Source organism: Legionella longbeachae, from assembly GCF_004283175.1.
In the GTDB taxonomy this organism is placed as follows: Bacteria; Pseudomonadota; Gammaproteobacteria; order Legionellales; family Legionellaceae; genus Legionella; species Legionella longbeachae.
This window is the reverse complement of record NZ_RXNW01000025.1, coordinates 1-22,386: the sequence shown is the minus strand read 5'-3', so window position 1 is coordinate 22,386 and position 22,386 is coordinate 1. Positions and strand designations below refer to the sequence as shown.

The following is a 22,386-nucleotide window of genomic DNA, read 5'->3' as shown; positions in this document are numbered from 1 at the left end:
TCCTAAAGGAACTATCTGAGTAGGGTTAATCATAGAATGACTATAATAATCGTGATGTTTGATATGATAGAAGTTGACCGTTTCACTTACACCAGGCCACTGATATTACTCACGCAGATATTCCGAAATATTGGGATAATCTTCAATTCGTTGTCTATTACATTTGAAATGGCTGTAATATACCGTATCGAATCGAATTAAGGTTGTAAAAAGTCGCCAATCTGCTTCGGTGATGGTGTCACCTAATAAATAACGTTTTTTACGTAAAATAGACTCAATGCGATCCAGTGTCTTAAAAAGTCGCTTGTATGCGCTTTCGTAAGCACGCTGCGATGTGGCAAAGCCGCAAGAGTAAACACCATTATTGACATTTTTGTAAACATACTCATTAATTTTATCAATAGCGCTTTGAAGATTTTGCGGATAATAGTCCTTGGCGCTTTGTGTAATAGAATTAAACGATTGATTAAACATACGAATAATATCTGATGATTCGTTGTTAACGATTACTTGTGTTTCTTTATCCCATAATACTGGAACTGTCACCCTACCTGTATATTTGGAATCATTTGTAGTATATATTTCATAAAGATAGCTTGCATGATTAACTTCATCCCCGGTACTTCCTTCGCTCACACAAAAGGTCCAACCATGCTGCAACATTTCCGGGCTAACAATGGATATAGATATATGTTTTTCAAGATTTTTCAATTTTCGGAAAATTAAAGTTCTGTGTGCCCAAGGGCATGCTAGTGAAACATATAAATGATAACGCCCAATTTCGGCCTTAAATCCACCTTTACCTGATGGTCCAGGTGCTCCATCGGGAGTTACCCAGTTGCGTATAGTAGAATTCTCTCTAAGAAATTTGCCACCGTGTGATTTAGTTTCGTACCATTGATTAACCCATTGTCCATTAATCAATAAACCCATAATGATGCCCTTTCATTGTATTTAGGACATATTAAATATAGCCGCAAATTAATGGACTATATAATAAGGTGTACAGCAATAAACCCTAGAATTAATACCAGTCCAAATCCTATTGCAATAGTAGTAACTAAGAGAAATGAATTGATGCATTTAAAACAATCCTTTTTATTCGCTCTGCTAACTTTTCGTAACTAATTATTTTTGTTGTAAATTTAGATAATAGGTTAATTTAAGCTACAATTATTAGTATTAAGATAGCTTACTCAAACATCTATTAAAATACATTGAAGCAGCCAATCTGGCAGGGAGAATGCAAGAATGAAACAATTTCATAATATCCTCTTTGTGAGTAATGGACTTGGAAAAGACACACAAGCTTTGCAACAAGCAATAAGTTTGGCTTTGGCTAGTAATGCCAAATTAAATATTTTGATACTTTGCCCCTCATTTCCGCACAGTCTTGAGGAACATAAAAATTCATATGAAGCATTTCTGCTAGAGAAAATGCAGCAATCTATTGACACGGCAAAAGCCTTTTTATCACTCGCCAAGAAAAAAACTTCTTTTAAATTAGAGATTGAATGGGGGGACACACCTGATATTCGGATTATTCAACGAGTACTCCGCGAGTCTTATGATCTTATAATTAAATCCGTAGAAAATAAGGAAGATACAAAAGGTTTTGAAGCTTTAGATATGGCTTTATTACGTAAGTGCCCTTGTACTTTATTTTTACACCGCTCATTTAACTCAACTGAAAATCTTCATATAGCTGTTGCAATCGATCCTAAAGATGAGGAAATATCTGGTCACGATCTCGCCCTTAATTTATTAAAATTATCTCAAACACTTTCAACTCATTACAATGGCCATTTAAGCATTATTTCTTGCTGGGACTTTATTTTGGAACACTACTTGCGCCATAGTGTTTTTATTGATACATCTGCAACAAAAATAGATGAAATGACCATCCGCGAGAGCGAAAAACAGTATCATACGCTTCTTAAATTGATTCATGGTGCAAACATCAACGATCCAACTATATACTATCTGAAAGGTATTCCTACCGAAATTATCCCCACTATGGTCAGTGAAAAAAAGATTGATGTTTTAATCATGGGGACAGTAGCACGTACTGGATTATCAGGATTTATTATAGGCAATACGGCTGAAAATATTCTACAAAAAATTAATTGTTCACTATGGGCACTTAAGCCACCAGGATTTATATCACCTGTAAAAGCTTATTAAATAACAATACTGGTTCTTTCGGTGTAGAAATCAGTTCTCGTGTTGTTGTGACACCCAGAGTAATTCAGTAACTACTAACATTTAAACTCATGAAGTCACCCAATAATCATAATTTTCCAAATCGATTTAAGGCATATTCTCCCATGCTTTTGGCAAGTTCTTCCTCGGCAAAGAATACTTTGCCTGAAATTTCGTTCTGTAATAATACGGCTTCTTCTTCATCATGCGTACGGACAACAATTTCTATTTTTGGATTAAGTTGATGAGCATATTGAATAATCTTCCTTAGATAGATAGTATCTGCTATGACCATCATGAGCATACTGGCATGAGCAATATGGCTTTGAATCAGCACGGAAGGTTCAGATGCATCTCCATAAACCGCAGGAAAGCCAGCGGCTCGTAGACTTGCAATTAATTCTCTATTTTCCTCAACTACAACATAGGGAATGTTTTTTTCAGAGAGTAAATGGGCAACGCGCTTCCCAACACGCCCATAGCCCACTAAAACCACTTGTCCTGCAAGATAATCATCTTTTGTGGACATCGGTAATTCAGTCAAAGAATCCTGGGCACACTCAAGAAAATGGAGTAATCCAGGGAAAGAGTTTATCCAAGCAAGAACAGGGTTCACTAATTTAAATACAAGAGGGTTAATAGCTATAGATATAAGTGCACCTGCAAGAATAAAACTTTGCCCTTCTGCAGGAAGCATGCCCAAGCGCACCCCTAGCTCAGCAAGAATGAATGAAAACTCACCGATTTGTGCCAGACTTGCTGATACGATTAATGCTGATTGTAATGGATAGCGAAATGCAAGGACTAGTACAAAAGCTGCAATTGACTTACCGATAATGATAATACCTACCACAATTAAAATTTGTAAGGGTTGTTCAACCAACACCGAAGGATTAAACAACATGCCTACTGAAACAAAAAACAACACAGCAAATGCATCTCTAAGTGGCAAAGACTCTTCAGCAGCACGATGACTGAACGAAGACTCCCGCATAATCATACCTGCAAAAAAAGCGCCTAAGGCAAACGAAACACCAAATAATTTAGAAGCTACGAAGGCAATGCTAATTGCTGCAGTAATCACACATAAAGTAAACAATTCACGTGAGCCGGTGCGAGCAACAAGCCAGAGTAGCTTCGGGAAATATCGTCGGCCGACCAAGAGCATGAACGCAATGAACGTTGATATCTTAAGAAGTGTTAGGCCAAAAACGAACCATAGCGGCTTGGTATGAATGCCCACAGAGAAGCTGTCACCCTGCCAGTGTGATAGAGGTGGAAGCAACACCAGCACAACCACCATAACCAGGTCTTCAACCAAAAGCCATCCTACCGCAATGTGGCCATTAATCGACTCAAGAGCTCCTCGCTCTTCAAGTGCTTTCAACAATACAACGGTACTGGCTACAGATAGTGAAAGTCCAAAAATTAGAGCGCTGCTATAACTCCAGCCCCACAGGATTGCAATACAACCGCCAAGTAGGGTTGCCGCAAGGATTTGGGCTATTGCACCAGGAATAGCAATATTGCGAACTCGCATTAAATCGGATAATGAAAAATGTAGTCCTACACCAAACATCAGCAACATGACTCCAATTTCTGAAAGCTCCTGCGCGATCTTGATATCAGCGTTCAACCCAGGAGTAAATGGTCCAATAACAATGCCAGCTAATAAATAACCGACTATTGGAGGAATCTTAAGGCGTGCGGCAATCAAGGCTAAGATGAATGCTAAAGCAAATCCCATCGCAATGGTGGTTATTAGAGGAAGAGAATCATGCAATTGAAAGTCCTTGTCTTTAGTTTTCCTATATTCACAACTTCTCAAGAAAATAGTCTAAAATTAATTGTTATAGATAGAGTTTACTCTAAAAATTAATTAGATAAAGTAATGAGGGTAAATTTGACTTATGAACTTATTGAGGAAGAAGGATGAAGCAATTTCATAATATTCTGTTTGTAAGCAATAGATGTGATGAAGAATGGATGCGAGTGCCTCTGACTTCACCAAAATAATCTATAAAGTTCATTTTTCATCCATTTAGTCAATTCAAATAAATAAATTTGATCATAAATAAAATAAAAATTCAAACAAATGCATCATGGTATAATCTTTCCCTTACAGTACCATGGTAAGCTTATCCTATTTGCACAGTTAGCATCGAAATCGATCCTCCATCAACACCTTCAACAGGAAAACATACTTTTTCGCCAGTTTGACTCGCACCCAGGACGTAAAGTAGGGGTAAGTAATGATCAGGAGTAGGGATCGAAAGTACTGCATCTGCCCCAAGTGTTTCGTAGTTCACGAGAGGTTTGTGATCACCCACAAGAAGCTGTTTAACAGTGCTTTCGAAGCGCGTTGCCCAATCAAAGGGCGCTCGCGAATGTTGACCCCAAGCGTAAGCATGAAGATTGTGTACGAGATTGCCGCTACCGACGATCAGTACCCCCTCTTCTCTAAGTGAAGCCAACTTCTTGCCAATCTCGAAATGAAATGATGCAGGCTTACTCTCATTGATACTAAGCTGGACAATAGGAGTGTCAGCATCCGGATAAACATGTTTGAGCACAGACCATGTGCCATGATCGAGCCCCCAGGAATTATCGAACTTCACATCTAGTGGAGCAAGAAGCTGTTGAACTCGTCTGGCAAGGACAGGATCGCCTGGTGCAGGGTATTGTACTTGATAGAGCTCGGGTGGAAATCCTCCGAAATCATGAATGGTGCGTGGCGCTGTGGCGATAGTGACGCCTGTATCGGACACGTACCAATGTGCAGAGATCGATAGAATTGCTTTTGGTTTTGTAATCTGTGCTCCGATCTGCCGCCATGCAGTAGTGTAGTCGTTATGCGTAATGGCATTCATCGGATTCCCATGTCCGAAGAAAATGACGGGTAACACGTTGATCATCGCCTGAGCCTCCTTCATGGCCACTTAATGAATTTCAGTATGTTTAGTGCTGTTAAATATTTTAGCAACAAAATGTCGATATAACCAATTATGCTTTTTTCATTGAGGCAACAGGTCTAAATATTGACTGTTTAGCGATACACTAGACTGGGCGCTGAATCCTGAATATTTATTCGAACAAAAGAGCTATGATAAAATTATAAACTAAATCAGATAAAAGCATCGTTGATGCTGGTAGACTAAATTTAAACCATCACTCACTCCAAATGAGCGAATCAAAGTAACTAGAGCACCGTTCTATTTCATTGATACACTGCAACAGAAATAGATGAAATAACAATCCGCGAAAGTGGGAATGCACTTCTTATATTGATTCATGAATCGAGCAAAAAGAAATAACTTATTCCATGACACCCATGTGTACCAATAACAATACATAATGACTTAAAAGAAAAAATAAGATTTTACTTTACCAAAGAAAATAGTATTTGAACCATATTTCTGATTACAGCAATAACTTCAGTTAATGGCTTCTGCTCTAGTTCATTTTTTCTCAAAAAGGCTCTCCACATTAGTTCCCTGCTTGGGTCGTTAGAAAACTCATCGGTCAGCCCAATAGGCAGCGCTTCAGGAAGCGCCATACCTCGACGAGTAAATGTAGCCTGTATGGCTTTAGCTAGAATTTGATTATCTATCTGCTCATTACTTAATAATACATAAAGATCCAAGTAGTCTTTTAATCGACTATTCACCATGCCCAATAATACAATTGCGTGCAGCTTTTCTGCAATTACCGTATAAATTGGGTAAGTACGGATTTTAGGGGCAGGAAGATCACTGAGAAGCACAGGATAATAGGCATCTATTGGCCCTGGGGTAACTGCATCACCATAACCAATATCGATTTGTATTTTAATCTTTGCTTTCGCCAATTCCCCAAATAACTCAACTCTTGCTCCAGTATAACCTCCTTCTTTTTTGATAGTGTCAACTGTCACTGATTCAGACAGAAAACTTATTCCATCATCTACAGAGATTCTGCAAATTTTACTGAACGTTTGTTTAATATACGCTAGATCATTATCACCAAACCCCAATAGATCAATATCGTTAGTTGGGCGATGAGGCATGTCATACCATAAGTTAAATAGTAAGGTCCTTTCAACAAAAACTGTTTAGAATATTCTGACTCTCCAATTCGATATAACAAACGCTCTAGACCATAACGAGTCAATACCGCATTAAAATCAGAACCTTCTTTAACAGCTATATTCTTCAAACGTGAGCGTACGGACTCACCAATATTTTTTGTCATTGAATTGCCTCAATATAAGGACGCATTACGTTTGCAACTCGACAAATTTTCGCATAATGCCACAGTTCATCAACTGTGACTTTATTTTTTGTATAAGCCTCTTTGAGCGCTTCAATGGTCACATCAAGTCCAATTTTATTGCGATGTTTGAAACAATCTGCAATTGTCTTGGCATGGTTATACACCCTTAGTTTAATATTATCTGATTCTATAGTTTCAATTCCTTCACTAAAGGCTTCATCTGAATATTGCACCATTTTTAGTGGAGGATAATCCATTTTTGGCGCATGACTCCCTTTTGGCATAGCTATCCATACTTTTCGAGGTAGCTGTGTTGTTAGATCATGAATATGCAAAGCAGTTAGCAGGCAAAACACTGATTGAGGTACTCGGCTTGCAATAATAACCAGGCTTTCTTTTTCTGAAAACTCAGTCTCGGGCAAGCAATAGAGCCCAGAAGCAAGTTTTTCAAGTTTGTTTTCGCTAACAAGCCTTGAAATGGTCGCTCTAGTGATCCCCCTTTCGGATAGATCGGACACTCGAACAATGCCCGTTTTACTAGCCATTTGGAGTACTTTTTGTTTATAAGTAGCTTCAGTATTCATATTTAAATTATGATACATAATTTCGTTAATTACAAATAAATAACGAACATATGTATCAAACGATTAAATTTTATCTTATTCATTATGACATCTCAAATAGTAATTTTTATGAATCCAAATGGCCTTTCCAGTAAAATGCCAATAAAGTTGCTAAAAATATACTTGCGTGAGATTTGCGTGTTTGAGTACGACACTGTTATACTCTGTACGACATTTGTAGTGGTATCTCGCGACAGATTATTTATTTAAAATCAATGAGTTAATTTTAAGGCTGGGGGCTCATAATCCGTTGGTCCTAGGTTCAAGTCCTAGTGGGCCCACCAATAAAATCAAGTAGTTACGGTAGTTTTTAGAAAGTTCGAAAAAGTCATGTAGACGCAATGTAGACAGATAATACAGAAATTCACAAGCTCATCCGACTGGCCCGATGGATCCCGTCCCTACTTTCGGAGCACTCATATTTCAAAAATTATAGGCTCATCCCCAAATCCGGGGGCACTAATCAAGAACACAAAACTTTAACCCTTAATCTATAATTTTCAAAGTTTCTAAATCCATAAGCACGACGTTGAATCAATTTCATTTTACGATGAAAGCCTTCCGTAATGCCGTTGTTTTTAGTAAACCGCCACATTCTAACCACTTCTTCCCGCCATTGGTATAATGTTTTGCCTAGAGTCTGTAGTATTGTTTAGGGTATTCTTTGTTATAAATATTAATTTTGCTATTAAATATCTCAAACTCTTTAATCTTGCCGGAGAAGCCCAAAGATATAGATGTAAGTAGAGTTTTCTGTTCCATTACTTTTTTTCGATACCGCTTTAAATTTTTTTTAATTTCATCAAAAAAATAATTTGAATCAAATTTAACTTTTAGAGAATTAATCAATGATTCTCTAATAATTTCCATCTTATCAGCATGATCAATATCCCCCTCAAAAGAAATAAGCTCATCAAGTATATAAAGCCACATTATTCCTTCATAAGATCGTGGCTTTACAACCCCTTCATCAATCTTAAACTTAGAGGGAGACATTTCATTAAAAAAATCATCTGGTGAAGCAATTTTCCATTTGACTTCCATCTTTTAGTCCAGTTTTTTATTTAAAAGTAGCATTAGCCCATTGAACAAATTCGGTCATATTCATTAAGTCTATTTTACGTCCTGAAATAGATGATTCCCTTATATTGAATAATTCGCACACCCCTCGTAACCAATCAACAGCCCCTGGTTTGGCTCCACCACCATCGAGCAGAATTATAATATGCGGCTCGGTCATTTTTTCAGAACAATTCAAAAACAAATAAGGTAGCTTCTCATCCACACTTCCGGAGACCTGCTGCCATTTACACTCAATCCGAGTTTCTAAATTATATTTTTGGGATATAAGAACAAATTCTGTTGTACTCGCGTGTTTATAAAGTCCTTCATAAGGAACATTTTTTAACAGCAGCTCATTCCCATAATGCTCTTGCTTTGGAAGCCAGTCTTTATATTTAACAACCGTAAATCCTTTTTTAGCTAGGACATGCTCTACTAAACCCTCAAGTACTCCACCGCTACTATTTGCATATGAACCACCTTGTTTCATGACGTTGCCCCTAATCAAATAAGGCAAGCACTTCTCGTGTTCGCCCTCTTGTGTTTCCGTTGCAACTTATATTGCGCTGCACATCAAAGCTTATGATGTTTGATCCTTGATATAAATTCTGTGTAAAAGCAGTATCATGATTAGATAAAATGACAGGAATTCCCTTAGAAGCTAGTTCTCTAGCTAGATCAACCAATCTTCTCTGGTCTTCTTGACCAAAAGCAGTGGAATGATATTTTGTAAAATTGGCCGATGCAGATAACGGTACATATGGGGGATCGCAATAGACAACATCTCCTTTAATAGCTTCATTCATAATTAAGCCATAGTCAGCACATTTAAACTCTGCCTTTTCTGCTTTTTGAATGAAAGCTAGCATTTCGTTTTCTGGAAAATAAGGCTTTTTGTAATCGCCAAAAGCCGTATTGAACTTGCCAGAACTGTTGTAACGCATTAGGCCATTAAAAGCATGACGATTAAGGTAAAGAAATAATGCAGCCTTCAAGTAGCTGTCTTTAGTCGAATTAAACTCCGAACGCAACGTTAGGAAAGTTGATTTTTTATTAAATGCATCACTAAAAAATTGCTTACAAAAATGAATAAAATCATGCCGTTCAGACTTTAAGTGCTCAAATAAATTAATGAGATCAGCATTGATATCAGCAAGAAGAAACTTGTCATAGTCCATATTTAAAAATACCGCTCCAGAACCTACAAACGGCTCAATCAAACGCGCCCCCTTAGGTAGGCTGGCTTGAATCTTATTTATTATCTGAAACTTACCACCAGCCCATTTTAAAAATGGCCTAATAGGAACTATTAAAGCCTGTTCATTGTTTTTTCTCATTATTTGTCCTTTTTATCTAATTTTAGTCTAGTTTAGAAAATTAGGACTCATTTATGCTCTATAATTAGACAGTGGCGTCTTGCCTTATTATTATTTTTCCTCTGAGTAATTGCTGTGATGAAGGGCAATAATGCTCCAAGAGGGCTTGGACTAATCCAAGAAAATAATAAAGGTGTTTTATGCTGAACAAGCTAAAAACCGTTTTTGTAAGACAACATTGGAGAAAGCTATCAAGCTTCCCTGTTCATGTTCGTGCTTACTGGCGGTCACAACCAAGTAGGCGTTAAGTCTACATAAGGCGTTTTCGCCACCCCCTTTGGGGCAAAGGAGTTAATAAATATGGATATTATTGCAGCATTTCGTTGGGACAGCTCTGAAAAATCAATTAGCTTTATGGCAATTGATGAAAATTATAATGTGCGAATTATTCCACTAAATACCAAATTAACAAAAAACAATTTAAACCAACTCTTTCAAGAAGCCGAAAATACAATTAAAGGATTTTTTAAAGAAATTGAAAATATTTATCGCGGTAAACCAGATGCTAACATACGGATAGAATATAAGATTGTAGGTCACGGTAGCCCTGCACATCACTACCACACAAAAATGCATAAACCCAGTGATAGCACAGAATTTGTAAGAAAATCTTTTTTTGAAAACTTTAATGATTATAAGAGCGTCTATTCCTTACATCTTGCTGAGAAGCAATACCGCACAAATCTGAAAAAACCAGCCTTAACTGAATTTAAAGCTGGGCTTGATAATTTAGAGCTGATTGAGAAGAAAAAAAACAATGCATATCAATATCATCTTTGGGCTTTGATACTTCATGCCACAAAATCCAATTATGCAAAGGAAATTACTAAATTAACAAAAATACTCAGGCGAGAGAAAGTGCAGCAGATAGATAAGAAGAAGCGTCATCCAGCATAGCTATAGCTAAACTTATTTCAATTTCTAAATTATGTTTTAAATGGTATGTAACAAGCGACTCCTTTACATATTCTCCCTTATGGTTTCCCTCCATTCCATTTAGAATAACTGAAAGTTCTTTACGCCTAATCCAAATTAGTTCTTTATCCTTAGAACTTAACGACTCATAAAGGTTTTGCCGAGCGCCGCGAAGATATAAAAGAGCAGCACCAAGAGGATATTTCTTTGGTAATATTTTATTGCATTGAGGGACCATATTAAATTCACCAACCCAAAAATGCACAATATTTAATCATGTTTGGTTTGAAATTGCAATATTTTAGAGTAACGTTCTATAATTCCTTAATTATGTTTTGTTATCCTTTTCAATGTTTTCTTTTTAACTTTTTCCGCTTTACAAAATAATCACATATCCATTCTTTAGCAAGATACGCGATGATCCAAACCTGTGTATTTATAAATTAATTTCTAGGAATTCTAGAACAATGATATTAGAGTCTTAGCCACAAATATCAAATCCAACCACACCAGTTCAAAGTCATGGTTTAGCCTCACAAACTCTGTTCTATAATTATACAATGACAATATTCTTTTTTAATCAGATCTAATTGAATCATTCAATACAATTCACTGATTAATTTTGAAGCTAAAATGGAGAGTTTAATGACTTCAACTCTTATTGTAGGGAATGGTTTGGGGATGGCATTAAATCCTGACCACTTCAACTTGCAAACTGGACTAACATCCGCATGGAATCATTTTAATGACGCTGAAAAACACTTAATTAGTCTAGGTACAGACAACAGGCCGGCTGGTGAAGAGAATCTTGAAGAGAATCTTGAAGAAAATCATAAAATAATGACTGCATGCCATATATTACTAGAATTTCAAGAATTAGAGTTGTTGAATGAAAGAGGGATAAATTATCCAGATTTGTACCGAGATTTTATATTCAATACAGCCTTACATTTTTTTAATTACGAGGGTGATCTTCCTGTAGACTTTGTGGAATCGCTAATAGACTTAATTCAGGGAGGATGTCATGTAGCTACACTTAATTATGATAAACTTTTATATTCTGCATTAGTCGAGCGGAATATTCTTAGAGGTTACGATGGAGATCTTGTAGATGGTATATATAACTCGGGATATCACTATGAAAATATGTTAAGAACATTTCATCATTTTAATTGGTATTTACATATTCATGGCTGCCCAATTTTTTATACGAAGAACTCAGAAATATATAAATGTAAATATTATGAAGTACCAGATTCTACCCGTAATCTTGAAGAAAAATATGAGCATATAGTACTAGCAAAAACAGAGTTAAAGCCTGAAATCATTTCAAATAGTCCTATTTTAGGAAGCTATTTTAATTTCTTCAGTAAGGCATTGTTTGAAAGTACTAGGCTTTTTATTTTTGGTTACAGTGGTGAAGACAATCACATAAATAATGAAATTAAAAACTGGGCCTTAGATCGCTCAAACTCTTTTGAAGATACAGTAATTTATATCATTCAATGGAGAGGCGCGCAGCAAAATGAAATACACTGGAAACACAGAATTATTCCTAATATGCCCTGGGAAAACGAAGAACGAATAACATTACATTATATCCCTCTGGATAATATCTTGGAGTATAGATTCCCAGAGTAATATTCAAAATTTTAATTAAGTGACCCTACGGTATCCCAATAAAAATTAACTTATATAAAATATCATTGGGGTCAGATTCGATTGATTAACATTTCATCAAGAAAATAATTCACATAAACATGTTATCCAATATCTCAGGGACATAGGGGACATTTGGGGCAAGCACGTTAATACTGGGTGTTAGAAGTCCCCACTTGTGTCACGAAGGTGGGGCATGTGGGACTAATTGAATTATATCCACCAATAAATAAATATCCTTTCCATCATAATAGTTCTTTTAAATTGGATATAGGATTAAAGGTAAATGAAGGTATGGCAGTTGGCTTTTTCTCTATGTCCTGATTTATGGCTAGTCCCTCCGGTTGCTGATCGTTGGCATCCTTTTGTAAATACCCAGACTTTTGACCATTTAAGTATTTCAATACGTATAACCTGAACGTATTGTAAGTTGCTGTGAAACTCCCCTCATCCCTTAGCGCTTCCCATATGACCGTAATAGACCACCCCTTTTCCAAGGCTTCGGAGATGTCTTTTCGCATAGCCAGAAATGCCACTTTATTTTTTCTGGCGTTCGTTCTTTGTTGGCTATGTTGAGAAATCATTATGTTTTCTGTTAAGGATTTTTTCATAGTTCACTCTCCATAATACTGGTAATTCAATCCTTTGAGTTCTATCGTTTATTTCTATTTATTTTCGACCTTTTAGGTCACATACAATGCCCTTTTTGGTAACTTTCGGTAATTTATTATTTATTTCCGTTTATTCACGATTATTTTCGTCACTAATCGTTATATAGCGAACAATTACGAATAATTACCCAAAGACGGTTCTAAAATAAATTTCAAAATATAGGGCAAGATAGGTGAAGTTAGCTAACCAGCGAGCTGGCTACCCTACTTCACAAACCTTATTCGCACCTTCGGTGCTCAACGTAAAAAGCATTTTTATAATCAATTTTTTATTCACCTCCCCAAATTTTACCGGTAAAAACGTACAGCCTTGGGGTGCCAACTCCTTTGATTCTTGGCTTGTGGGAGGCTTTTCCATCCGGGGCAGGTTTCAGCCATCCGGCTTGTAATAAAACCCTTGTCACAGTGCGTTGATCAAAGCCTTTGCACAGTTCATTTTTGTACGTCTCGGTTAACACCATGTAAATTCGAAACCCTTCGCTATCTGTCTGATAAAATCCTGCTCGGTTGAGAATCTTGTCATTGTTGGGTGAGTTGGCACTATCAAAGCGACTAGCTCCATGAGATTCGAAGAACGCACGTACTTGCGCCATAATGGCGCGATCTTCGCGATGGCCATCAACCCCAAAAGCCTCCTGCCATGCAATAAAGCAAGTCTTCGCAGCTTGGAACGATTCACCTTTTTGCCACCCTGTCAGTCCAAATTGACTGGCCAGTTCTCCGGCAGCAGCAACCAGTGCAAAGCGTCTGGCAACCCGGATATTCTGACCTGTTGCATCGGGTTGAATGACTGAATCAATAAAGGTTTGGATGTTATCGGTAATGTTTCGGCTGATTGTCTGTCTGTTGGCAACTACTTGATTCAACCAAGCCAGACCAATTGCTCCGTGATATCGGCTACTGTATTTCTTAAGCGATAATGCCATGCTGGCTGGGCTTAATTGATCGTGAATCGTTTCAAAGACACCCATCTGACAACCTGCATCTGCTTCAATGTCTGCAAGCCTGATTTCCTGACCTGCGTTAATTCGCTGTCCTGATTTTGCCATGAGTGCTGTCAAAGACTCTTCACCAGCCGACAAGAAAAATAGCGACCATCGTGATGATTGCCTAACTGTGCCAGTGCGAGAGGCGCGTGTTTTTCCCTGACCATTGGCCAGTAAATAAGCCGCCTCCCCTGCTTCTCTAGGATCCATTTGGCTGAGTTCATCAAGAATCAGCAAGCCGTCATTGTGTAATGCGGCTAAGCCCTCAAGCCCATTGGTAGTACTGCGCCATAAACGGCAATACGATTGTGGGTTTCCCCAAACAGAAGCAGCTAAACTCAATGCAGTGCTTTTGCCTGATGAGGATGCACCTCTGAAATGAATGCCTCCTGAGTCTTCACCAACAATCTTTGCCAGAACTGGAGCAAGTGCTACCGAGATGGCAAATACCAGTCTTGAGTTGCCGGAAGCGAAGCGACCTATTGAGTCGCGCCATTCTTCAACACTGCCCTTAACGGACACAGTCGGCTCAATAGAATTGGTATTTTGAAACACAATTTTTTCTGTTGAGTTCCCGATGCATTGAGAAGCTGTTACAAAGACATCCCCATGCCAACCCAGTTTATCAACACATCGGGCGCGAGCATCTACCGGATAAACCTGTAAATAGGAGGCTAATAAATCGCGAGCTGCCCTATTGGGAGAAATACTCAATCCTAATCTTGCAAGCTCCCGCCTCACATCGGAGGCATCACCTTGCAATAAAGCCAATGGCATCGCCCACTGATGAGTTACCCCATCATCATCTTGCCATTCGAGCAAACGACCCCATTCACCGCTCTGAGCATCTCGAGTTTTGGCAACGACATGCAATGCTGCACATATCCACATAGGTGGTAAAGGAGCGCCATCCTTATCAATACCGATAAAAGTTAGCCCCTCATTAGTTAACCGAAAGCGACCACCGGCATAGTCGCATACAATTGGACGCTGCTTTAGTGTATTGGCTAATTCAATAACATGATTTTGTGACATACATTATTCTCCAAACAACAATCAACCATCGGAATGAATCCAATTCATTCTGACTAATTCTAAATTTATGCGTTCTCAACGAGCTGTAACTGACCTTCGTCACTGGTTGAGTAATAAATTTTTTGTTGTTGGAGAAAATTCACCACATCGCTCTTTCGGTACAACACCTTGCGACCAATTTTTAAATAAGGAACACCACCACCCGCCCAGCGGTTACGTTCAAGTAACTGGGTGGAGCAGCTTAATACCGCAGCGATTGTTTGTTGATTAAAAAGCGCAGAATGTGGCGCAGATTCAAATTCGTTTAATAGATGTAAACGGGATGGTTTTTTTAAAGTCATAGGAAATTCCTCAGTTATTTACACCTCAGCCAAATGCCGAGAGGTATCTTCCTTGAACAGAACTCAACGCATCATCCAGTATCACCCTGGACAATTGATTGATATTCTTTTCTCCTAATCCTTTGATTTCCAACTGCCTACATTTTGTTGGAACATCGGGCTTACTCCTTAAGCTTGGAAAAAGTATCTCGTATTCCCTCAAAGAATGTCAAGCACAAAAGATCAATTTCAAAGATGTGTTATCGAAGGATATTGATTGATACTAAAAATGAAATATAACATGTCATAAAATTCGCAATTCGCAATTCGCGAATCGCGAATCGCGAATTTATTATAACTTTTAGTTTTATTACTTAAGTGCAGGAATATCCGTGTCCCATACGTCCCAAAGCCCCAAAATAAGCTTGGGACGTGTCTAGCCCAGTAATGACATGGATGCCCCATGTGTCCCATTAGTCCCGGATATTTTTATATGTCTACCAAAAGCATTGAATAAATCACAAAAATTTATTTGCATTCCATTTTGGACGAAGCTATATTCCATATTAGACGGACGTATAATCCATTTTGGACGGACCCATAATCCATAATGGACGAACTCATAATCCATATTAGACGAAACTTAGGACAGCTTCTTGAATACGAAAACAAATAATTTTCCAAGGCAACTTAAAAGTCAAATGGAAGTAGCCATGAAGGATACGCCCGTTGTTTTAATTAACGGGCCTCGGCAATCAGGAAAGACCACTTTAGTCAAAGAATACTCGCCCTCCTTACCCTACTACACATTGGATGATGACAATATTCTTAATGCAGTAAAGCAAGATCCTGTAGGCTTTGTTAATCGAATCGATACAGCAATCATAGATGAAATTCAACGCGCTCCAGAATTACTACGTGCGATAAAACTTTCAATTGACGAAAATAGACAGCCCGGTCGCTTTTTATTAACTGGATCAGCTAATTTACTAGCATTACCTCAAATTGGAGATAGCTTGGCTGGTCGAATGGAAATATTAACCTTATTTCCACTTTCTCTGGCTGAAATTGAACGTAGGGAAAATCACTTTATAAAATATGCATTAGACCAATCCTGGCCAAATCAAGCGACACGTTCAGAGCAGTCAGACGTTATTTCACAAGCTCTGACTGGTGGATATCCCGAAATGTTAACAAGACCAACCTTTGAAAGACGAAATGCTTGGGCTAAATCTTATATCAAAGCAATAGTAGAACGAGATGTAAGAGATATCTCATCAATAGAAAAATTAGTTGAAATGCCTCGTTTACTAGAAGTATTAGCTCAACAGTCAGGAAAATTAACCAATTTTACTCAAATTGGTGGGCAATTAAATTTAGATACCAAAACAGCGCAGAAGTATGTCGGTTTACTTGAAACACTATTTTTAGTACATCAATTAAGACCTTGGCATGGCAATACCTTAAACAGGATAGTTAAAACCCCCAAAATTCATTTTATTGATAGTGGTCTTTTAGCATGTCTGAACAGAGTTACCATCGAAAGCATTGAACAAGATAAATCTTCTTTTGGAGCTTTACTAGAAACTTGGGTATATAGTGAACTACTGAAAATGTGCACTCTAGCAAATGAGCCATGGAATATTTATTACTATAGGGACAAAGACCAAGTAGAAGTGGATTTTATTCTTGAAAATCATGCACGCAAGATTATTGGTATTGAAGTTAAAGCAAGTCAAACTATCCTTAATCAAGATTTCCGTGGTTTGAGAAAACTGGCTAGTTTAGCTGATAAAAACTGGGTAAGCGGGATAGTTCTATATAGTGGAGATAAATGCTTGTCATTTGGAGATAATCTCTGGGCAATACCCTTCTCGCTTCTTGATTAAGACTATATTTTCATTGAAAAATGGATCTATATTGTGAAAGCATATAATGCCAAATTTCTCTATGAGGCTTTAACTTGTATGTCTTGTGTGTACATACAACATCAATGGTCAAACTATAGAACATACGCCAAATATAATTTTTTCTATCTAAAAAATCGCAATGCCATTTAAATGCATTAATGGCATCAATTAGATCAATAGATATTTCAACATACTGTGATTCTGTTAAAGTTATTGGAAATGTTTCTATTGCTGGTTTTAGTATTTTGCTTCGACTGACATAAAATTGATCTTGTTGATAATTCCATATTTTTTCAATTAATTGAAGAATTACATCTAAGCCCCTCAACTGAAACCAAGGTTTGTTTTCCCAAGTTATTAAAGATAAGGTAATATTTTCAATTGTAATATTTGGAGCTCCCGTATTTGTAATCCTAATTATGGCATAAGCACCGTCATCTAAATTTAATAAGGAGTGGCAATTAATCTTCCTTGTTTTTGTACGTTTGGCTGAACGATAAGTTATATATAAGGCTATGACAGAACTAAGACCAACAATATAATTAAAAATTACCATACATCTCCCTATTTAGCTCATTTTGATAGCGTTCGCCCAATACCATTAATTTTTTTATAAAGTTATTATTTCTTGTATCACAGGTTTGTAATATTCAGCTTTACCAACTTTCACAACTAGATTAGTTCGAGGCTTATATTCGGCATGACTATGCGTATGTCCGCAAAGCACTAAAAAATCGATTGAAGGATTTTCCATTGCAGCAGGCATCAATACATCACCTATCGCTTTAGAGCTGAAATAAGGCAGAAAATTATCATCACTTACTTGCCCCATATGTTGAGAAACTTCCTTGAATGGGGGGACGTGGGTTAAAACTATGATCTTTTGAGGTTGTTGCTTGATGGCTTGAGTTAGATCATTTTTCAATGCACTAGCATCCAAATCAGCCAAAGCCTGCATTTTTTGTAACAGATGCTGTCGACTTAGCATTTTTTCCTGAAACAAATCAGCAATCATTCGGCTGTCATTGAGTGAAACAGAGCTATTTTGATAATCACCCAATCGACCATCCGCCCAACCATCTTGCCCTAATAAAATTGTATTATTTGGAAGCTGTTGCAAACCAGTCGCTGGCAACCAAAATAAATTGGTATTAGCCGTACTTAATGCAGTCAGTTCCTTACGAACCTCGTTAATGCTTCCTCTATAATAATCATGGTTTCCAACAATAAAATATATGGGCTTTTTAATTTGCCCAGCTATTTCGTTTAGAATATCAATTAAGGAAGGTGCTTCGGCAATATCCCCACTTATTAATAATGCATCACAACCGGTGGCCAGAATGCTCTCATAATATTTTTGGCGCGATTCAACTTTTAGAAAATTGAGGTGAATATCCGTTAACCAAGCCAGTTTCATCTTTCATATACCTTATTCTTCTGCGATTTTTTCTATTCGTTCTATGACAGTTTGAACACGTTGCATCGTCACTGGCCCATCATTCACATGACCAGGCAGCGACTGCATAAATTGATCGTTCTTTAAAAATTCATTGAATGCCGATTTTAAATGAGTCTTTATGCCATCACTTGACGCCCGCACTTGCTCACCAATATCAATACACCCTGAAATCACCGTTATAATGTCCTCAAAATCATGACTGCCAAGAAAGTCATTGTTCCCTCTTGATTTAAATGCCTCTATTTTGGTGGCTAAAAAATAAGGGGCCGTTACTGAATTAATCTTGATATCGTCTGCAATCTGATGAACGACAGCGTGCTTAATTGCTTCTTTATACCAAAAATTTCCCCAACCCAATATTTTTTCATCAGTAGGCATTACATCAAGTATGATGTCATCATAATGCCAACGACAGGTCACATCATCTTGCATCGAGCGATGAAAACCTTTTTCTTTCAGCTTTTCCTCAAACTTGTAATACTGCCCCAATGATAAGACATCAATAATACAATCCACATCCAATGTTGGCCGAACATCCAATGAAAGCGGATCATTGATAAAAAGTGCGGTGGTGCAACCACCTAGATAAACCACTTCATCGTTCAATTCACCCAGCTTTCGGGCGACAAATTCTAACATTCTTAAATTTGATCTTGCTCGTTGGTTTCTTTGAGACATAACTTCTCTCTTAATAGTTTTATTGCGATATTCCGCTCTCTTGCTCTTCCTGTACGTATAGCGTCAATCAGAACCAGTAATTCATAAAATGGTTGATCGGGATGTTTGGCTATGGCTTGAGGTACTGATCGATACAAAGGCTCCAAAGCTAATCCTCGATGCTCTCCTTCTGCATATGGCCATACGGGTATCGGATCATCACCCAACATCAGGTGCTTTTCAAATAAGGGTGCTGCGTAACTTGAGGGAATTCCTCTTGTATAGGCTCCCAACTCCACAGGGAAGAAATATTTTACACCATATATTAAGCACTCTTCACATGCAGACTTTATAGGCATTCGGATAATTTTATTTGAATCCTCTGACTTACGATAAACAGGCCCTAATAATCCTGATAACTCTAAACGCTTAATCCCTTCATGAATTTCAGAAGCGCTCATGCAAAGATAAGTTGCCAAATCTTTTTGAAGCAATTGATCGGGATGTTTGCTTGCTAGTATTTTTAACAGTATCACGATGTCTTGTGGCTTTAGCATTTTTCATTACCAGTTCATCACTATACTCAAAGTATAGCAATAATCCGCAATTTGCGAATCGCGAATCGCGAATTATTGGTATTCATACCTCAGATATCTCCATCATATGCTCAAGTATAAAATTAGCTACTTGTTGCATAGGTTTTCGTAACCGCTCCACATCTTTCATAATATATCCGGCTGTAACATCATTATTCATTTTATGATTGAGTAATCGCTTCAAGGCATAAGCTGGTAGATCAAGGCTATCCGCAATAGTAGCGAATGTTCTTCTCAGATCATGCAAAGTGAATAAAACACCTGATAATTCCACTACCCTATTCACTGCTTTTTTAGGTTCATAGATATAACCGGTTTTACTTTCAGCTGGGAATACAAACTCACTGGTTTTATTCCGGCTTCTGTGTTCCATTAGCTCATATACAAAATCAGACATAGGTAGTGTATGTATTTCGTGGTTTTTAGTGTCTTGCAAAGTGATGGTTTTGGATTTGAGATCAATATCTTCCCAGCGCAAGGAAGCAGCTTCCATTTTTCGCATACCAGTAAACAAGAGCAATAAAAAATAATCATGCCACAGTAAGGCATTGCGGTAGTTATCGGTCTCTACCAATACAATGACAGCTTTATACCAGTCAGCTAATTGATGCGGTTTGATCACAGTTTGTTTGCGATCCACTCGATACCATGCCCGGGTATGCGATAAGTATTTGACCGGGTTAATGGTGATGATGGGATGGCCATTGCCATCTTGATATTCATACATGGCGTAGTTAAAAATAGCTCTTAATACCCTCATTGCATTGTTGGCGCGCGCCTTACTATTTGCCTGCCCGTGCTTAGTGTGTCGTTTGGCAATCATTTCTCGGGTAATATTCACCAACGGTTTATCAAGCCAATCAGGCACTACTTCATGCAGCACACATTGATAATCGTTTAAGGTACGTGGCTTTAAATCTTTTCTTGCTTTGAGGTAATCATTCAGCACTTGCTGTAAAGTCATGGCGTGGACTTTCTTGGTTTTCTTTTCCGCTATCGGATCATCACCTCTGGCCACACTTCCCAAAAGACTCTTAGCCTGCTTTCTGCCTTCTTCAACAGTCAAGTTGCCGTATTTACCTAAAGTCACTCTTTTTACCTTGCCGTTGATTCTGGTTTCAACGATGAAACTTTTAACGCCACCTGAGGTAATTCTTAAAGCAAAGCCTTTTAAATCATTATCACGATAAAACGTTTGGGTTTTTCCGGGGATATGTTCGAGTTTATCAACGATGGTTTTGGTTAATTTAATACCCTTTTCAGCTTCCGCCATAATACACCTCTAAAATTCCATGTAGACGCCATGTAGACGCCATGTAGACACTTTATTTAAAACTAAATAAATTCCAATATGGCAAATTATGGCTTATAAACGTTGATTTTAAAAGGTTTTTGAAAGAATTTAAAATTTGATAAAAGTGCTTAAAACCCGTATTTTACAGACTCATAATCCGTTGGCCCTAGGTTCAAGTCCTAGTGGACCCACCAATAAAATCAAGTAGTTACGTTAGTTTTCAGAGGGGCGCATTCAAAACGCGAGGGCAAGCACGATTCATTATTTTCTTATGACGAAGCATGTAACCATAATGATACCATCGCTCTACGGTCGATTTGCCTAGCCGTAAATCACGTGCCAAGTCCTTCTGGCTACCCCCTTTGCTGTGATAATGAAATACCTGTTTGCGTAAGTTCTCCGTAGCTCTTTGGTGAGTACCTATACCCGGAAAGCGCTGATTAAAATAACGGTTACATAAGGAACAATAAATTTACACTATTTAATGACAGGGAGCATGACTAAGCGATTATTAAAGTTAAGTTATATTGATATGTTGGTGGTACCGCCTGCATAAAGTATAGCATTTAACTTGGTCGGGTAATGTTGCATAAATCGGAAATATTGGTTTATCCTATATCAAGAAACTAAAGAGTTCGTTTATTTGCTAGATGCCTGTATTTCTCCTCTCATTTGTCTATTTATGCACAATAAACATAATAATATAATTTAGGAAATATTAGCTTTGCAGTGAAACATGGTTAAATATTGTCCATTTGATGGCTTTTGAGCTATAGTTCAAGTAATACTATAAATTAGAGGTGCGTATATGTTAACTTCTGTTGTGAAAGATACCTATGAAGCTCGAGTTAAAATAGGACACCACATTATATCTAAAATTACTGGAAAAATTCTCCATGAGATGAAGGTTCGTTTGATTCTATTATGTGATTTGGAATCTTCAGGAGCTAGAGGAGAGCTCTTAGATCTTGCAACTGATAAAATTATTTACAGATGTCATAAACAAACCCTAGTCGATAAATAACCCTTCTACTTTTCTTATTCTTAGCAGGTAATTTAATTTATTTGAATTTTTTACTTTTCGCCAAAGATAGTTGAAAAGCCAAGGCGAGAAAAAAATTCATTACTGCTTAAGGGGTATAATGCTTAAACTACTCAGGATTATTTATGGATTTAGAAATTTTGAAAATTATAGGTTAAGAGTTAAAGTTTTGTGTTCTTGATTAGTGCCCCCGTAATTGGGCTGAATCTTCTACACATCTTGTCTATCGCAAAGAAACATGATCAAATCACCTCTTTTTGAGGTGATGTATGGATTTAGCCATAGAGGATGCTGCGGCATGGTCGGAAGCTATTTTTGGTTCAGTTGA

At 37.5% G+C, this 22,386-nt stretch carries 23 protein-coding genes and 2 pseudogenes; 5 read left to right on the top strand and 20 right to left on the bottom strand.

Annotated elements, in window-relative coordinates:
* Window positions 1–105 precede the first annotated feature (105 nt).
* Complete coding sequence (locus tag EKG34_RS17815; RefSeq protein WP_003634978.1) at window positions 106–933, bottom strand: glutathione S-transferase family protein; 828 nt, start codon at window positions 931–933, stop codon at window positions 106–108.
* A 318-nt stretch (window positions 934–1,251) separates the two neighbouring features.
* On the opposite strand from EKG34_RS17815, the gene EKG34_RS17810 reads away from it, so the two are divergent.
* On the top strand, window positions 1,252–2,184 hold the full coding sequence (locus EKG34_RS17810) for a universal stress protein (RefSeq protein ID WP_003634977.1): 933 nt from the start codon (window positions 1,252–1,254) through the stop codon (window positions 2,182–2,184).
* A 106-nt stretch (window positions 2,185–2,290) separates the two neighbouring features.
* Here the strand turns inward: EKG34_RS17810 and EKG34_RS17805 are convergent, their stop codons facing one another.
* The 9 genes and pseudogenes from EKG34_RS17805 to EKG34_RS17770 form a co-directional block, all read right to left on the bottom strand.
* The gene (locus tag EKG34_RS17805) at window positions 2,291–3,985 is read right to left on the bottom strand and encodes a cation:proton antiporter domain-containing protein (protein WP_003634975.1); all 1,695 of its coding nucleotides are present in this window, start codon (window positions 3,983–3,985) and stop codon (window positions 2,291–2,293) included.
* Between the two features lie 355 nt (window positions 3,986–4,340).
* A complete protein-coding gene (gene ygiD / locus EKG34_RS17800; RefSeq protein WP_003634973.1) occupies window positions 4,341–5,117 on the bottom strand; it encodes a 4,5-DOPA-extradiol-dioxygenase in 777 nt (258 codons plus the stop codon).
* Window positions 5,118–5,581: 464 nt separating this feature from the next.
* Window positions 5,582–6,247, bottom strand: coding sequence for a nucleotidyl transferase AbiEii/AbiGii toxin family protein (locus EKG34_RS17795; RefSeq protein ID WP_223800051.1), 666 nt, complete (start codon window positions 6,245–6,247; stop codon window positions 5,582–5,584).
* Complete coding sequence (locus tag EKG34_RS18760) at window positions 6,190–6,432, bottom strand: hypothetical protein (protein WP_003634970.1); 243 nt, start codon at window positions 6,430–6,432, stop codon at window positions 6,190–6,192. Before EKG34_RS18760 ends, EKG34_RS17795 begins: the two co-directional genes overlap by 58 nt.
* Window positions 6,429–7,037: a type IV toxin-antitoxin system AbiEi family antitoxin domain-containing protein gene (locus tag EKG34_RS17790; RefSeq protein ID WP_003634967.1), complete on the bottom strand. Its 609-nt coding sequence runs from the start codon at window positions 7,035–7,037 to the stop codon at window positions 6,429–6,431. Before EKG34_RS17790 ends, EKG34_RS18760 begins: the two co-directional genes overlap by 4 nt.
* Before the next feature lie 502 nt (window positions 7,038–7,539).
* Window positions 7,540–7,722 (bottom strand): annotated as a pseudogene (locus EKG34_RS17785) (transposase); the annotation flags it as partial.
* Window positions 7,710–8,120, bottom strand: coding sequence for a hypothetical protein (locus EKG34_RS17780; RefSeq protein WP_003634964.1), 411 nt, complete (start codon window positions 8,118–8,120; stop codon window positions 7,710–7,712). The pseudogene EKG34_RS17785 and the gene EKG34_RS17780, both read right to left, overlap by 13 nt.
* A gap of 16 nt (window positions 8,121–8,136) precedes the next feature.
* Complete coding sequence (locus EKG34_RS17775) at window positions 8,137–8,628, bottom strand: PD-(D/E)XK nuclease superfamily protein (RefSeq protein WP_003634962.1); 492 nt, start codon at window positions 8,626–8,628, stop codon at window positions 8,137–8,139.
* 10 nt (window positions 8,629–8,638) lie between these two features.
* Window positions 8,639–9,475, bottom strand: coding sequence for a Dam family site-specific DNA-(adenine-N6)-methyltransferase (locus EKG34_RS17770; protein WP_003634960.1), 837 nt, complete (start codon window positions 9,473–9,475; stop codon window positions 8,639–8,641).
* Window positions 9,476–9,814: 339 nt separating this feature from the next.
* Between EKG34_RS17770 and EKG34_RS17765 the strand changes: the two genes are divergently transcribed.
* Window positions 9,815–10,411, top strand: a complete 597-nt coding sequence (locus tag EKG34_RS17765; protein ID WP_003634958.1) for a hypothetical protein — start codon at window positions 9,815–9,817, stop codon at window positions 10,409–10,411.
* Here EKG34_RS17765 and EKG34_RS17760 read toward each other — a convergent pair.
* Window positions 10,359–10,694 carry a hypothetical protein gene (locus EKG34_RS17760; protein ID WP_035904976.1) on the bottom strand — a complete coding sequence of 112 codons (336 nt, stop codon included), beginning with the start codon at window positions 10,692–10,694 and terminating at the stop codon, window positions 10,359–10,361. The two genes, EKG34_RS17765 and EKG34_RS17760, sit on opposite strands and share 53 nt — an antisense overlap.
* 380 nt (window positions 10,695–11,074) lie before the next feature.
* Here EKG34_RS17760 and EKG34_RS17755 point away from each other — a divergent pair, with 380 nt between their 5' ends.
* Window positions 11,075–12,070, top strand: a complete 996-nt coding sequence (locus tag EKG34_RS17755; protein ID WP_003634956.1) for an SIR2 family protein — start codon at window positions 11,075–11,077, stop codon at window positions 12,068–12,070.
* Between the two features lie 263 nt (window positions 12,071–12,333).
* Here the strand turns inward: EKG34_RS17755 and EKG34_RS17750 are convergent, their stop codons facing one another.
* The 3 genes from EKG34_RS17750 to EKG34_RS17740 form a co-directional block, all read right to left on the bottom strand.
* Window positions 12,334–12,699, bottom strand: a complete 366-nt coding sequence (locus tag EKG34_RS17750; RefSeq protein WP_003634954.1) for a TraK family protein — start codon at window positions 12,697–12,699, stop codon at window positions 12,334–12,336.
* 329 nt (window positions 12,700–13,028) lie between these two features.
* On the bottom strand, window positions 13,029–14,780 hold the full coding sequence (locus tag EKG34_RS17745) for a DUF927 domain-containing protein (protein WP_003634952.1): 1,752 nt from the start codon (window positions 14,778–14,780) through the stop codon (window positions 13,029–13,031).
* A 65-nt stretch (window positions 14,781–14,845) separates the two neighbouring features.
* On the bottom strand, window positions 14,846–15,121 hold the full coding sequence (locus EKG34_RS17740; protein ID WP_003634950.1) for a MerR family transcriptional regulator: 276 nt from the start codon (window positions 15,119–15,121) through the stop codon (window positions 14,846–14,848).
* A gap of 635 nt (window positions 15,122–15,756) precedes the next feature.
* Between EKG34_RS17740 and EKG34_RS17735 the strand changes: the two genes are divergently transcribed.
* Window positions 15,757–16,989, top strand: coding sequence for an ATP-binding protein (locus EKG34_RS17735; RefSeq protein ID WP_012979451.1), 1,233 nt, complete (start codon window positions 15,757–15,759; stop codon window positions 16,987–16,989).
* 10 nt (window positions 16,990–16,999) lie between these two features.
* On the opposite strand, the gene EKG34_RS17730 is transcribed toward EKG34_RS17735, so the two are convergent.
* The 6 genes and pseudogenes from EKG34_RS17730 to EKG34_RS17705 all read right to left on the bottom strand — a co-directional run.
* Complete coding sequence (locus EKG34_RS17730; protein WP_003634944.1) at window positions 17,000–17,566, bottom strand: hypothetical protein; 567 nt, start codon at window positions 17,564–17,566, stop codon at window positions 17,000–17,002.
* A 54-nt stretch (window positions 17,567–17,620) separates the two neighbouring features.
* Window positions 17,621–18,427 carry a metallophosphoesterase family protein gene (locus tag EKG34_RS17725; protein WP_003634942.1) on the bottom strand — a complete coding sequence of 269 codons (807 nt, stop codon included), beginning with the start codon at window positions 18,425–18,427 and terminating at the stop codon, window positions 17,621–17,623.
* Window positions 18,428–18,439: 12 nt separating this feature from the next.
* Window positions 18,440–19,147, bottom strand: coding sequence for a hypothetical protein (locus EKG34_RS17720; protein WP_012979452.1), 708 nt, complete (start codon window positions 19,145–19,147; stop codon window positions 18,440–18,442).
* A complete protein-coding gene (locus EKG34_RS17715; RefSeq protein ID WP_003634939.1) occupies window positions 19,111–19,683 on the bottom strand; it encodes a hypothetical protein in 573 nt (190 codons plus the stop codon). The genes EKG34_RS17720 and EKG34_RS17715 overlap by 37 nt, the downstream gene beginning before the upstream one ends.
* 82 nt (window positions 19,684–19,765) lie before the next feature.
* Window positions 19,766–20,995 carry a tyrosine-type recombinase/integrase gene (locus tag EKG34_RS17710; RefSeq protein WP_003634936.1) on the bottom strand — a complete coding sequence of 410 codons (1,230 nt, stop codon included), beginning with the start codon at window positions 20,993–20,995 and terminating at the stop codon, window positions 19,766–19,768.
* A gap of 256 nt (window positions 20,996–21,251) precedes the next feature.
* A pseudogene (locus EKG34_RS17705) lies at window positions 21,252–21,485 on the bottom strand (transposase family protein); the annotation flags it as partial.
* Window positions 21,486–21,824: 339 nt separating this feature from the next.
* Between EKG34_RS17705 and EKG34_RS17695 the strand changes: the two are divergent.
* Window positions 21,825–22,040, top strand: coding sequence for a hypothetical protein (locus tag EKG34_RS17695; protein WP_003634934.1), 216 nt, complete (start codon window positions 21,825–21,827; stop codon window positions 22,038–22,040).
* Window positions 22,041–22,386 lie beyond the last annotated feature (346 nt).

Excerpts from the sequence above, each read along its gene's own strand:
- EKG34_RS17780 (WP_003634964.1), bottom strand. The coding sequence starts at position 8,120 with ATGGAAGTCAAATGGAAAATTGCTTCACCAGATGATTTTTTTAATGAA.
- EKG34_RS17695 (WP_003634934.1), top strand. The coding sequence starts at position 21,825 with ATGTTAACTTCTGTTGTGAAAGATACCTATGAAGCTCGAGTTAAAATA.
- EKG34_RS17740 (WP_003634950.1), bottom strand. The coding sequence starts at position 15,121 with ATGACTTTAAAAAAACCATCCCGTTTACATCTATTAAACGAATTTGAA.
- EKG34_RS17720 (WP_012979452.1), bottom strand. The coding sequence starts at position 19,147 with ATGTCTCAAAGAAACCAACGAGCAAGATCAAATTTAAGAATGTTAGAA.
- EKG34_RS17795 (WP_223800051.1), bottom strand. The coding sequence starts at position 6,247 with ATGCCTCATCGCCCAACTAACGATATTGATCTATTGGGGTTTGGTGAT.
- ygiD (WP_003634973.1), bottom strand. The coding sequence starts at position 5,117 with ATGATCAACGTGTTACCCGTCATTTTCTTCGGACATGGGAATCCGATG.
- EKG34_RS17815 (WP_003634978.1), bottom strand. The coding sequence starts at position 933 with ATGGGTTTATTGATTAATGGACAATGGGTTAATCAATGGTACGAAACT.
- EKG34_RS17755 (WP_003634956.1), top strand. The coding sequence starts at position 11,075 with ATGACTTCAACTCTTATTGTAGGGAATGGTTTGGGGATGGCATTAAAT.
- EKG34_RS17790 (WP_003634967.1), bottom strand. The coding sequence starts at position 7,037 with ATGAATACTGAAGCTACTTATAAACAAAAAGTACTCCAAATGGCTAGT.
- EKG34_RS17770 (WP_003634960.1), bottom strand. The coding sequence starts at position 9,475 with ATGAGAAAAAACAATGAACAGGCTTTAATAGTTCCTATTAGGCCATTT.
- EKG34_RS17775 (WP_003634962.1), bottom strand. The coding sequence starts at position 8,628 with ATGAAACAAGGTGGTTCATATGCAAATAGTAGCGGTGGAGTACTTGAG.
- EKG34_RS17810 (WP_003634977.1), top strand. The coding sequence starts at position 1,252 with ATGAAACAATTTCATAATATCCTCTTTGTGAGTAATGGACTTGGAAAA.
- EKG34_RS17710 (WP_003634936.1), bottom strand. The coding sequence starts at position 20,995 with ATGGCGGAAGCTGAAAAGGGTATTAAATTAACCAAAACCATCGTTGAT.
- EKG34_RS17730 (WP_003634944.1), bottom strand. The coding sequence starts at position 17,566 with ATGGTAATTTTTAATTATATTGTTGGTCTTAGTTCTGTCATAGCCTTA.
- EKG34_RS17715 (WP_003634939.1), bottom strand. The coding sequence starts at position 19,683 with ATGCTAAAGCCACAAGACATCGTGATACTGTTAAAAATACTAGCAAGC.
- EKG34_RS17725 (WP_003634942.1), bottom strand. The coding sequence starts at position 18,427 with ATGAAACTGGCTTGGTTAACGGATATTCACCTCAATTTTCTAAAAGTT.
- EKG34_RS17745 (WP_003634952.1), bottom strand. The coding sequence starts at position 14,780 with ATGTCACAAAATCATGTTATTGAATTAGCCAATACACTAAAGCAGCGT.
- EKG34_RS17750 (WP_003634954.1), bottom strand. The coding sequence starts at position 12,699 with ATGAAAAAATCCTTAACAGAAAACATAATGATTTCTCAACATAGCCAA.
- EKG34_RS18760 (WP_003634970.1), bottom strand. The coding sequence starts at position 6,432 with ATGACAAAAAATATTGGTGAGTCCGTACGCTCACGTTTGAAGAATATA.
- EKG34_RS17765 (WP_003634958.1), top strand. The coding sequence starts at position 9,815 with ATGGATATTATTGCAGCATTTCGTTGGGACAGCTCTGAAAAATCAATT.